Annotated in this window: 7 protein-coding genes; 4 read left to right on the forward strand and 3 right to left on the reverse strand. The window is 33.6% G+C overall.

Going from position 1 to position 13546, the window contains the following annotated elements; translation table 11 throughout:
- Positions 1-753, reverse strand: a 753-nt coding sequence (locus WBN21_RS07000) for an OB-fold nucleic acid binding domain-containing protein (RefSeq protein ID WP_424198771.1), incomplete at its 3' end; no start/stop codon positions are given.
- 193 nt (positions 754-946) lie between these two features.
- Here WBN21_RS07000 and WBN21_RS07005 point away from each other — a divergent pair.
- Positions 947-2635 (forward strand): histidinol-phosphatase HisJ family protein, encoded by a 1689-nt coding sequence (locus WBN21_RS07005; protein ID WP_424198773.1) that lies wholly within the window; start codon positions 947-949, stop codon positions 2633-2635.
- A gap of 125 nt (positions 2636-2760) precedes the next feature.
- The gene (locus tag WBN21_RS07010) at positions 2761-4635 is read left to right on the forward strand and encodes a M1 family metallopeptidase (protein ID WP_424198775.1); all 1875 of its coding nucleotides are present in this window, start codon (positions 2761-2763) and stop codon (positions 4633-4635) included.
- Positions 4636-4735: 100 nt separating this feature from the next.
- On the opposite strand, the gene WBN21_RS07015 is transcribed toward WBN21_RS07010, so the two are convergent.
- Positions 4736-5731 (reverse strand): PorP/SprF family type IX secretion system membrane protein, encoded by a 996-nt coding sequence (locus tag WBN21_RS07015; RefSeq protein ID WP_424198777.1) that lies wholly within the window; start codon positions 5729-5731, stop codon positions 4736-4738.
- Positions 5732-5743: 12 nt separating this feature from the next.
- Positions 5744-11815, reverse strand: coding sequence for a PKD domain-containing protein (locus WBN21_RS07020; protein ID WP_424198779.1), 6072 nt, complete (start codon positions 11813-11815; stop codon positions 5744-5746).
- A gap of 197 nt (positions 11816-12012) precedes the next feature.
- Between WBN21_RS07020 and WBN21_RS07025 the strand changes: the two genes are divergently transcribed.
- Together WBN21_RS07025 and WBN21_RS07030 are read left to right on the forward strand one after the other, a co-directional pair.
- Positions 12013-12915, forward strand: coding sequence for a patatin-like phospholipase family protein (locus tag WBN21_RS07025; protein WP_424198781.1), 903 nt, complete (start codon positions 12013-12015; stop codon positions 12913-12915).
- A gap of 3 nt (positions 12916-12918) precedes the next feature.
- Positions 12919-13546: patatin-like phospholipase family protein (locus WBN21_RS07030; RefSeq protein WP_424198783.1), on the forward strand; the 628-nt coding region annotated here is incomplete at its 3' end.

Raw genomic sequence — 13546 nt, forward strand, 5'->3', positions numbered from 1 at the left:
AAAAGGAAAGCCTTTAATTTTCGATTTATGAATTAAATTTTTAATAATTAATTGCAATTGGATATAAAATAATTCCTCAAATTTTAGTCGAAATTGTGCCCTAGAAAGTAGCTCTTGATTCTTTGGAAAATGCACATTAAAAAGTGCTGATTGTTTATTGATTAATTTTAATTCTGATCGTAAATTATCAGATAATGTTTCAGTAAACTTTCCGTTGGTTTCAATAAACAATTGTTGCATGATTTTACTAATCACACGATTTGTTATGCCTTTATTTGATAGCTTTTCAGTTGAAGGATAAACAGGTTGCATGGCAGAACGTAGATTTTTTTCATGTTCTTCCTCCAATTCCAATTCAGGATGTGCCATATTGAATTTGCCGCTAAACCAATTGGTTTTCCCAAAGGCTACATAGGTTTTATTCAGTTTTAAATTTTCTCGTATCCATTTTTGACCACGAAACCAAACCAATTCCATAGTGCCAGTTTCATCTTGAAATGTACCAACTAAACGTTTTCCTCGTTTTTGAGCAACCTCTTTAAAACCGGTTATTTTGCCAATAACTTGTACATCGGCATTGTTTCGTTGTAATTGATTGATTTTGTAATATTGGGTTCTGTCTATATATCTATTTGGAAATAAGTTGATTAAATCTTGATACGTGTGAATACCTAACTCTTTACGCAACAAATCTGCGCGATTTGGACCAACGCCTTTTAAATAATCTATGGGAGTTTGCAGGTTTATAGACATAGAAGCGAAATTAAGGATTTCAATTAAAAAAAGAACTTATTAAATTCTTAATATCGTATAGAATTTGAGTTATTTTTAGAAGTATTATCGATTTCTTTTTGAAGAATATTGAAAAAATTAAATAATAGGGTGTAATTCTAATTCATTGGTTAAATTTGGAGGTCTTAAAAAACAACTTAACGCATTTTGATTGATGAGAAAACTCAACGAATTTATTTGGGAAACACACGGTATTCACGCTGGAACCGAACAGGATCATGTAAAACATGGTATTGATAAACTAGAAGATATAGTTGATAAAGCTATTGAGGCTGGCAATCCAAGTATAACGTTTATAATTCATTCACCACGATTAACAAATTTCCGTTATATCGCTGAAACAGACACGAATGTGAAGTTTATTCGCGGAAATAAATCGTATTTAAATTATCCTAAACGTATTGCGGATCTTCGTGAAAAATACAACGGGCAAATAAATATTAAATACGGTGTTGAGTTAGAGTGGATGGGGCCAGAGATTGGTTTGCAATGGAGTCGATCTAAAATATTTCAAGCTGAAGATGCCGATTATGTTATTGGTTCTGTGCATTTTGCACCTGAAGGTTTGCCTTATGATGGATCGAAAGAAGAAGCACAAGAATTATTAAAAATGCGTGGAAGTCTTGAGGCGTATTGGGGTGGTTATTTTGATGAAATGACACAAATGATTCATTGTTTTGGTGATATGATTCAAATTATTGGACATATTGATTTACCAAAACTAAATGTCGACATGCCTGATGCTTTAGTGAATTTTGAAACTAGTGCGCATCCTTTAGCTAATAAATTCAGAACGCTTTTAGAGCTTATTGCAGACAGAAATTTGTCTTTAGATGTTAATATGGCTGGAAAATTTAAAGGGGTTGGCGTGTATCCAGTTCAAAGTATTTTGAGACGCGCAAATGAGCTTCAAATACCAGTTTGTGTAGGTACTGACACACATCATGTACGTTATTATGGTTTAAATTATAAAGAAAGTTTAGAATATATTCAGGAAGCTGGTTACGAGAGTTATGTTAGTTACTCAAAATTAATTCCTGAGAATCGTACCATTTATGACGACCATGATTTAAAAGTAAAATATACGGTTTTAAATAAAGGTATTGAATTATTAAACCAGAGATTAGATGATGATCAACGACGGATTATCCCTGATTTCTCTTTTGGTGGGTCATTTTCTGAGTTTGTAGATTTATACAGAAGTGCCACAGGAATGGGTGATTATAATGCCATTAGAATCCGTAAATGGGGAAAATCTATTACGGTTACCAACGAAATTCCTAAAAACACGCAAACCATAGTAAATGGCTTGTTTTCTCAGCATTTAGATGAACCAGGTGTGATTTCTTCATTATTTAATACTCTTGCTTCTGAAGGTATTAATGTGGAAACTGCACGTTTAAAATCAAATAACGACGGTACAGCTGTTGCATTTTTATCTATTGATAATAAAAATGGAAAAGTTCAAAATGCTATAGATTTTACAAAAGGTACAGATACAGGACTTTTTAAAGAATTAACCTATCAGGAAAATGCTGCCATGCCTAATTATTACAGTGAAGGCGTTTATTTGCTTGAAATGGATGGTGTAAAATTAAACTTAGCTTTAAGTGATAAGGTGATTTTAACAAAACATCATAATGCACCTGGAGTGTTATTGATATTGTTGTCTGCATTGGCTTCAAAGCACATTAATATTAAAGATTTACGTTTGGGTAAATTAAATGATGTTGGGTATTCTGCGTTGGCTATTGATGGCGATAGTAATGTTATTAGAAACCTATTATCAAAACTTGGCGAGCAGTATTATGAGGCTAACTTGATTGAGTTTCATAGTTTTTAGTTTAAATTTTCTCCTTTGGGTTAATCTTTGCTATATTTAAAATCATGAATCGATTTCTGTTTATTTTATGTTTCTGTGTAAATCTTCTATATGCACAGCAAACTCACTATGTTGATTTTAAAAAAGTGAAAACCGTTCTTACTTTCAATCAAATGAAAGTTGATAGTACGATCTTTAATTCCTATGAAATTAAATTCGATATTTTAAAAAACACAGATTCTATTTACTTGGATGCTTTTGATATGAAGTTTATGAATGTTGCTTTAAATCAAGAGTCGGTAACCTTTAAGAATGAAGGTAAGAAACTAATCATCTACAATAAGTTTAAAAATTCAAGAACTTACACGCTTAATTTTCTGTTTTTTGCTTCACCTAAAAAAGCCATGTATTTTATAGATTGGGCAGGTTCTTCAACAAGCTCAGGACAGGTCTGGACTCAAGGTCAAGGGAAATACACAAGCCATTGGTTACCGTCTATTGATGATATGAACGATAAAATTGAGTTCGATATTAGTTGTGTTGCACCAAAAGGTTATCAGGTTATTTCTAACGGTAAGATGGTTTCTAAAAGAGAAACGCCAACCTCTAATTTATGGGAATTCGATATGGAAAAACCCATGTCGAGCTATCTCGTAGCTTTAGTTATTGGTAAATATGATAAAAAAACAGAATATTCAAAAAGTGGTATTCCTTTAGAAATGTACTACTATCCAGAAGATTCGTTAAAATTCGAGCCAACATATCGTTACTCAAAGCAGATGTTCGATTTTCTTGAAGAAGAAATAGGTGTGTCGTATCCTTGGCAAAACTATAAACAAGTGCCTGTTAAAGACTTTTTATATGCAGGTATGGAAAACACAAGTACAACCATTTTTGCAGATAGTTTTGTAATTGATTCAATAGCTTTTGTAGATAAAAACTATGTAAACGTTAACGCCCATGAATTGGCACATCAATGGTTTGGTGATTTGGTTACCGAAACCTCAGGAACACACCATTGGTTACAAGAAGGTTTTGCAACATATTATGCACTTTTAGCAGAACGTGATGTATTTGGTGATGATTATTACTATTGGCGATTATACGAATATGCCCAAGAATTATTAGACCAAGACAAAGCAGGAGGGAGCACATCATTATTAGATCCGAAATCAAGTAGTACTACATTTTATAAAAAAGGCGCTTGGGTATTGCATGTGCTTCGCGAAAAAGTTGGTGATGAAGCTTTTAAAAAGGGTGTTAAAAATTATTTAGAAAAGTATCAATTTAAAAATGTTGAGACTGATGATTTTATAAATGAAGTTGAAAAGGCGAGCGGTGAGGACTTGAGAGAGTTTGTGAAAGTTTGGTTAGTAAGCGAAAAACTTCTTTATGAAGAAATGGAAGGTGCTTTGTATTTAAGTTCTATATTCCTTAAACAATACATTCAAATTGATTGTTCACTTGATATATTAAATTGTGAAAAAGATTTATCAAATGGCATTTCAGATAAAGCAAAAATTAAAATTATTAATCAAAACATAAGTTTGATTAAAAAAACTCATTTCAATAATAGCCTCAAAGTCCGTCAAGCCATAGCTCAAAACTTATCTGAAATTCCATTAGAATTAAAAAGAGAATACGAAGCCCTTTTAAATGACAAATCATACATAACCATTGAAACGGCCTTATTCAATTTATGGCAAAACTTTCCGCAAGAGCGAGAAAAATATTTAGATAAAACGAAAGATATTCAAGGGTTTAGCAATAAAAATGTTAGAATACTTTGGTTAACTCTAGCTTTGCTAACTGAAGATTATCAACCAGAAAACAAGAATACATATTTTGAAGAGCTTACCGATTATACGAGTCCAGAATACGGTTTTGAGATTCGTCAAAATGCATTTCAGTATTTAAATGAAATTAAAGCTTGTAACGACGTTTGTAATGAGAATTTAAAACAAGCCACTAAGCATCATAATTGGCGATTTTCAAAATTTGCCAAATCTCTTTTGGAATAATAGTAATTTTTAACCTGTCATTTTGAACTTGTTTCAGAATCTTTTTAAAAATTAATTTATTATTTGATAATCCCTAGAGCCAAGTTAGGGGTTATGAATGTTACTTTCTACGTTCTAAATTAGCGGGGTTTCTGCAAACTAAACAACCAGTTAAATAGGTTATAGATAATTCGTAAACACCATCTGTTCGCCCAATATTGGTTGTATTTATGTCATAAGAAAAACCAAATCGTAATTGCTCAAACTCTACACCAACAAACGCATTTATGGACGTTAATAAATGGCTATTAGTGTTATTCTTTGCAGGATTGGTAACCGCCGCTGCACCAACCATTAATTTTTCTAAACGTGCAATAGCTCCTACATCTAATCGATTATATTCGCCTTGTTGCATATAATTTGCAGAAAGAAGTATGTCATTATAATCAAAATACGGAAATTTATAACTGGCATGTAAAGAGTAAAAAATATCTAAAGGTACATGGCCATTTTCAACTAAAGAAATATTGGGTTTGTTTAAGTGTTTTACTGAACCTCCTAACCATAAATCGGTGTTATTTCTGGTGTTTTTTTTATCAAAAACAAATCCTGCTGAAAAATCCATAAAACTAATATTTCTATTGGCATTCATTGTAAAAGGATCTGATGAGGTTGGATTTATAGTTCCAGAATTAATATTTATTTGGTCAGATAAAACTAAACCGCTAAAGTTAAATGATTTGGTTCCGAAACCGACTTCAACCGCAGGTCTGAAATACCATTCGTTAGCCAATTTAACATGATATGCAAAATTAACATTTCCTTGTAGATGATTGTATTTGGAATTATTTTCATGTTGATTGATGATACTAAAACCTATCCCACCAACATCTTCTATCCAAGAATTGAAAAACGCGTATTCGGTATCAACTCTTAAGTCTAAACTTGGCCATTGCGTTCTGTGTATGATACCAAAATAAGAGGCATTCTCAAAACCAGAAAACCCAGGGTTTAAGGTTTCAGGTACTAAAAAATATTGAGAAAACACAGGGTCTTGTGCTTTTGCTTTAAAGGATAAGCAACACAAAACAGTCATTATGTAAAGTTTTAATTTCATCTTGTTGTGAGCTTATTTAATTGATATAAATGCACCTTTTTGAGTAATAATTTTACCATAAAATGTTGTTGCTGAAAAGGTGAAATAATAATTGCCGTTTTCTGCTTCAGCATCATTTATTTTTCCGTCCCATCCTTTTATAGTGTCCCCTTCTTCAGAGTAAATTAAGCTTCCCCAAGTATCATAAATATTAAGTTTAATATCATTTAGAGCAATTGATTCTGGTTTAAAATAGACATTCATTTCATCGCCATTTGGTGTAAATGCATTTGGCATAATTAAGCTATATCCTTTTTCTATTACCAATGTTAATTGTTTGGTGTAAACACATCCAAAAGGGTAGGTGACAGTTTGAATAACTGAATATGAACCTTCGTTAAGGTAAGTATGAATTGGGTTTTCTTCTGAAGAAAAACTACCATCACCAAAATTCCAGGAAACAGAGATATAATCTCCTGTTGCAAAGTTTGTAAATTCGATTGGGTCTTTAATGGAGTAGAATCCATAGGTGGAAATTGCATTTGAAGTTACGGCGAAATCGGGATCGCCTAGAATTGGTATTTCAACGTTATATGAAAAATTGGTATTACAGTTTATACTATCAATAACATCAATAATAACTAAACCATCTTGAGTTGTACTCATTATTTCACCGTTTGTCCCACTAACTGTTCCGCTAGACCAGCTAATATTGTAAGGTGGAACACCACCAGTTACCTGAGCTATAAAAGATTGATTTACAGTTTTTGTATCGCAATTAAAATTAGTTTCGGTATCTACATGTACTTCAAGAGGTTCAAATCTATTAATTATCCAATCTCCAGATACGGTGCAATTGTTGGCGTCGGTAATATTAACAGAATAATTATCTGGCGGAATATTACTTAAGTCTTCGGTTGATGCTCCGTTAGACCAAGAATAGTTAAAAGGCGGTGTTCCACCAGTTACAATTAAATTTATAGCACCGCTATTGGCATCATCGCAATTTAAAGCATCGGTTGTGTTTGCCGAAAGCGATAATGCAGCAGGTTCAGTAATTGTAAATTTTTCAGAAATTACACAAGGTTTACCATCGGTAATGGTAACGCTATAAGTTCCTGGGCCTATATTATTTCGTTCTACGCCAGCAGTTGCATCATCATCCCAAACTAAAGAAACAGGGTCAATACCACCTACTAAATTTAAAACTATCCGACCATCATTTTCTCCAAAACAAGACACGTTATTTGATACAGGATTTATAGTGAAAATTGGTGGTTCTGCTATGGTAATCGTTACAGATTTTTCACAGTTTGTGTTATCTGTAATTGTTATGGTGTAATCTCCCGGTGATAAATTAGATTGCGACATGCCAGAGCCTAAATTACTCCAAGCAACTGTATAGGGTGAATTGCCTCCAGAAATGTTATTTATAGTTATTGAAGCATCATTATCACCATAACATTCAATTTCGGTGGCTGTATAGTCGATTAAAATTTCATCAGTTTCATTTATAATCACCTCTAAGCTGTCTGTACAATTTGATTTATCAGTTACGGTAACATTGTAGGTTCCTGCAATTAAACCTGTTAAGTTTTGTTGGTCGCTTGTAAATCCGTTAGGTCCAGTCCAAGAATATATATAACCGAAAACCCCTGGTGAAACTTCCATAGTTCTGCCTCCAACGGTATTTATATTAATTTCTCCTGTAGCATCGCCAAAGCAAATAACATCTACTTGGTTTACTAAACTCACGTTAAGTTCGGGAGGTTCAACCAATAAAAAATTGGCATCTATTGTTGGGCAATTGTTAGCATCAATTACCGTTACTTCGTAATTACCAGGACTAAGGTTGGTCAAATCTTCAGTTGTTGCATATGCTAATCCGTTTCTAGTCCAATTGTATGTGTAAGGCATTGTGCCACCAGAAATTTCAATACTTATTTGGCCATCGTCTGCATTAAAACAAGAAATCGTTTCAGGATCGAAAACAATGTTAGAAAAAACAAGTTCTTCAGGTTCAGTTATTGTAAATGTTTCTGTGAATGGGCAACCACCATCATCTAAAATATCAACAGTATAATCACCGGGTTCCAAATTAGAAATGTCTTCATTTGTACTTGTTAAGCCATTTGGACCAGTCCATGAAATTAGATAAGGGTTCCCAGTTGAAAATGGCACGCCTCCAACAATTGTAATGTCCAAAGCTCCCGCATTTGCTGAATAACAATCACTATTAATTTGAGAAGTAGTAATACTTATCGATGGATTAACTGTAATGACCACCTCAAAAGTATTTCCAATACATATTCCAAAAGTGGGAGTAACGGTGTAAGTGACTGTTGAAGGACTTGTTGTTGTATTTGTTAAGGTTTGACTGATATTGGTTTGTGGTGTGCTTTCACTTAAAGCTCCTGAAATTGTTCCTAGAGGGCTTATTATTGGAGTAGTCCAAGTATATGTTGTCCCAGAAGGTGCAATGTCACCTCCGGTATTATCTGGTGATATAATGAAGGCGTTTCCGCTACAAATAATATCAGATTTATCAATAATATTCGGAGTTTGATTTATTATTATTTCAGCAACGTTTGAAGTTATTTCAGTACAACCACCAGAAGAAAATGTCATTATAACGTAATAATAAACTGCACCAACACTCCCAGAAGGCGGGTTGAAATCAGAAAATGTTTCCCCTGTAATGGCAGTTCCTGTTGTTGAATTATTAACTGTATTAGAATACCATTGATATGCAGGCGTACCGACGCCATTGGCATAAGCTGCTGAAAGTATATTTAAAGCGTCTCCTAAACAATATGTTTCTGAAATAGGTTGCGTGGTGAAAATTGGTGCTTCGTTTACAATAACTTCGGAAGGATTGCCAACTATACTGCAATCAATTCCAGGTTGAGAAATAACAACATAATAATACATTGTGCCAACCGCGGTTGTAGAAGGTGTAAAAGTATCCTTAGTAGCGCCAGTTATAAGAGTTCCGCCAGAGTTTGAATTGATAGGATTGCTGTACCATTGGTATGAGTAGGTTGTTCCTAAACCACCTGAGACTATAACTTCTAAATCTTGAGGTGTAATTCCTTGACAAAGCATTTGAGTCGATAAGGGCTGCGTGGTAATTATTGGATCTTCTGCTACAATTATTTCTGCAACTTCGCTTGAAATGTCACTACAACCACTTCCGTTAAGCGTAATGACTACATAAAAATAATAATTTCCTGATGTATTAAAAGTAGGCGGTAAATAGCTGGAATTTGTTGCGCTGGCAATGATGGTGCCTCCAGTATTTGAATTCGTTGTATTGCTAAACCATTGATATGAAATTGTTCCTGTTCCACCTGAATGTGTCACATTTAGTGCCGATGCAATATCTCCACCAACACATAAACTTTGTGTTGCAATAGGATTAGTATCTATTTGAATGCCTTCAACAATTTCGATTATGGCTACATCAGAAATAATTTCATTACATCCTGCACCTGAAGAAAAGGACACTATACAATAGTAATAAATAATGCCGACAGGATTATTTGGTGGTATGTAGCTAGAATTTGTTTCACCAGTTAAAATTGTTCCTCCAGTATTTGAATTTGTTGAATTGCTATACCATTGATAACTTGGGGTTCCAGGGCCATTAACGGAAACAGTTAAAGGGGTTACAGCACCATCTAAACAAACCGATTCAGAAATAGGTTGTGTTGTATAAGATGGAGCAGGATCAACTGTTATAAATAAACTTACGGGACTTCCATCACATCCACCAACCGATGGTGTGATTACAAAAGTAACATCTTGAGACGTTGTATTCGTGTTGAAAATTGTTTGAACAGGAATAGTACCTGTATTACCAAATGGAATAAATCCACTAATTCCAGCAGGAGCTGAAGCAGTCCAAATAAACGTTGTAGAAGCTATGTTGGAAGTTAGGCTAACTTCTGCAGTATTCGTTCCAGAACAAATGGTTTGCAATAAATCTGTGTTGGTAAGAGCTGGAATTGGATTAACTGAAAAGTTTTCAGTATCCGTTGTTGTTCCGCAACCATTGGTAACACTAAATGTAACCACATAATTTCCAGGGGTAGTATATTCTATTGTTCCTGGATCCAATGTATTAGAGGTTGCTGGCGAGCCTCCGGGGAAATCCCAACTGTAAGTTATTGTTTCAGTATTTGGAGCACAACTATTTATATTTGCTATTGGTGTAATTGATGCAGATCCGCAAAAATCCCCAATAGCATTTATAGTATTTGTTGGTGGTTGTTTGACTTCAATAGTTTCAAAAACGTTATTTATTCCGCAAGAATTCTCGGTAGTTAAAGTTAATGTATAGGTTCCTGCAGTAATAAAGTTAAATGAAGGTGTTGCTGAGTTTTCATCTGTACCGCTAGTGAATTCCCAATTTCCTGGGGCAGTTCCACAAAACCCAGAAGTATAAGTTACTTCCCATAGAAAAGTATCTCCACCGCAACTCGCGCTTAAATCAGTCAAGTTTGTAGTTTGCACAGCCAATGGAGTACAACCATTATTAGTATCTAAAGTAAATGCGGCTGAAAGTTCGGGTTCTATGCAAATTGTTTTTGTAATTGTGTCTGTCACACCACAAGAATTTTCTCCATATAAAGAAATCGTGTAATTTCCTGGTGCGGTATAAATATGACTAGGATCACGTATTGTTGAGGTGGTACCGTCTCCAAAATCCCAATAATGGCCATCATTAATACTGCAATCATTGCTATATCCATCTAAAGATGTGTTATTAAATAGAACCGAAGTATTTACACAACTTATTGGAGGGTCCTCAAAATCAACATCAGGTTTTCTTAAAATTATTATTGGACCCGCAGTTAGATTGGTTTGACCGCATGATGTAACAATGTTTAAAATAACTGTATAAGAAAAAGGACAACTAGTTTCGGTATAGGTATGAGGAATAGGGAAGTTTTGAGAATTTATAGGATCGACAGCGTTAAAATAAGTTGAAGCTTCTAGTTCTTCTTGTGTATAATTTTCTGTAGAACCATCTCCAAAATCAACAAAATAATATGTGTCTGGTGGATTTGTAGCCCATGATCCAATGGCAAATTCTATTGCAGAAACAGGAACACATAGGTTTACTGTATTACCAGGATTAACTATGGAACCCGTTGGATTACTTGAGTTTTTTATTAAATAAGTAACAGTATTATCGCAATTGGGGCCTATTCCTGTTATCTTCATATTAAAGGATCCTAATTGTGTAAATGTATGTGTTGCAGGAAATGAAACGTTTGTTTCAATGGCACTTCCATCACCCCAATCCACATTGTAAGACGTTATACAAGGCGAAGTATTGCTAATTCCAACATTAATTGTAAAAGAAGGATCAGTTGTGTTGTTTCCGCAATTATTGAAAGGGTCAAATCTACTATCAATATCTTCAAACTCAAGTAGCGGTTTTTCTAGTACAGTTACCACATGTGATATAGTGTTACTACAGCCCTTGGTATCTATTACAGTTAATATTACGTTGTAATCTTCTGTGCCACAGCCTAAAGCGTCAAAAATATGAGATGGATTAACGTTTGTACTTGTACCTCCGTCACCAAAGTTCCAATTATAGGTATATGGCCCACTTCCCGAAACACTAGAGGTGAAACTAACTGATGTCCCCGAGCATGTTCCTGGATTGTTAAAGGTAAAATCTACAGTTGGTAATTCTCTAACTGTAATTGTTGCTGTTCCATTTGCGGTTGAGGTGGTATTGGTATTATCTAGTACAGATATTAGTTCGAAAACATAAGTTCCAGCCGTCGTGGTATTTACATTAATTGTTGCAGTATCTCCAGTTGCAACTATGGTTTCATTTACGCCATTTATTGTATATGTAAAGGTGTAAGGTGCTGTTCCTCCAGAGGCAGTAAGTGTTATTGTGGGTTCAGTTTCATTTTTACAAACAGTAGCAGTTCCAGAAATAGTGGCAGCGGGTGGAAGTGTTACAGCTGTTTTATTAGTGTCATACTTTAATTCAAATTTAAAAACAGAATTATTAAAAGCAAAGATTGAAAAGCTAATTATTAAAAATAAATATGCTGTAAGAAAGTGGTTCTTTCTCATGAAAAGTAATTTGGTTGTTAATAGCTGATACTAAAGTAATTATTCTTTTTAATGAAGGCACTATTATAGACGCATATATATTGAGTTTTTCTATAAAATGCCTAATAAAGGGGATGTAATTTTAAATTAAAAATAGATTCGTATACTTTTTTGAAAAGCTATTTAAAGCTTTATATTTACAATAAAAAAACTAAAAATTGAAGGCGTTAGTAATTTCAGGAGGAGGAAGTAAAGGTGCATTTGCAGGAGGTGTAGCGCAATTTCTTATTGAAGATTTAAAGCGTGATTATAAATTGTTTATCGGCACATCTACAGGGAGTTTATTAGTGTCTCATTTAGCTTTAAATAAAATTGAAAAAATAAAAGCGGTTTATACTGGTGTTAATAATGATAATATTTTTAGTGTATGTCCCTTTAAAATTACCAGAAAACACGGTACACAAAACATTCGAATAAATCATTTGAATGTATTGATGAATATTTTTCGAGGCAGTAAAACATTTGGCGAAAGTCAAAATTTAAAAACCTTAATTAAAAAGACAATTTCAAAAGATGATTTTTTGGAACTAAAAAATTCACCAACAGAAATTGTTGTAACCGTTTCAAATCTAACGCTTAATCAAGTGGAATATAAATCGGTTAATGATTTTGATTATGAAGAATTTTGCGAATGGGTTTGGGTATCTTGTAATTATACGCCATTTATGACTTTGGCTAAAAAAAACGGATGCGAATATGCCGATGGTGGCATGGGCAATATGGTCCCAATTGAAGAAGCTATTAGTCGCGGTGCTACTGAGGTTGATGCTATTATTTTGCAAACAGAGATTACTCAATTAAACAGAATGCCATCCAAAAACCCGTTCTCTTTGCTAACAAATATGTTTGCATTTATGCTCGATCGCATTGAATCGCAAAATATTAAAATTGGAAAATTTGTTGCTTCCAATCAAAATGTTATTATAAACTTTTATTACGCACCAACGGTTTTAACAACTAATTCATTAATATTCGATAAAGATAAAATGACTAAATGGTGGCAAGATGGGTATAATTTTGCTAAATTTAAAAATCAAGAACTTAGTCCATTAGAAAATTAATTTATGAAGGCATTAGTAATTTCAGGAGGAGGTAGCAAAGGCGCGTATGCAGGAGGTGTTGCTGAATATTTAATTAAGGAAGAAGGTAGAAATTATGATTTGTTTTTAGGAACATCAACAGGGAGTTTATTAATACCTCATTTAGCTGCAGGTAAGATTGATAAAATACATAAAGTATTTACTAATGTAAACCAGAGTAACATATTTAGTGTCAACCCTTTTGTGATTCGTAAAAAGGGAAATAGAGAATTTGTTTCTATTGATTTTTTAAACTCTTTATGGCAGTTTATGAAAATGAAACGAACTTTTGGAGAAAGCAAAGCGTTACGTAAATACTTGAAAAAACATTTTACTTATGAAGAGTATTTAGCCGTAAGGGATACAAAGGACGATGTGGTGGTTACAGTTTCAAATCTCTCTAAAAATGTAGTTGAATATAAATCTATTAAAGATTTTAGTTATGATGAGTTTTGTGACTGGATTTGGGTTTCTTGCAACTATATACCATTTATGTCTTTAGTAAAAAAGGATGGCTTTGAATATGCTGATGGTGCTTTTGGATGTGTCGTTCCAATTCGTGAAGCTATTTTAAGAGGCGCCACGGAAATTGATGCTATTATTTTAGAATCTG

The organism is Algibacter sp., assembly GCF_049667265.1.
Lineage (GTDB): Bacteria > Bacteroidota > Bacteroidia > Flavobacteriales > Flavobacteriaceae > Algibacter_B.

Coding starts and splice junctions, on each gene's coding strand:
- WBN21_RS07005 (WP_424198773.1), top strand. CDS start 947: ATGAGAAAACTCAACGAATTTATTTGGGAAACACACGGTATTCACGCT.
- WBN21_RS07015 (WP_424198777.1), bottom strand. CDS start 5,731: ATGAAATTAAAACTTTACATAATGACTGTTTTGTGTTGCTTATCCTTT.
- WBN21_RS07020 (WP_424198779.1), bottom strand. CDS start 11,815: ATGAGAAAGAACCACTTTCTTACAGCATATTTATTTTTAATAATTAGC.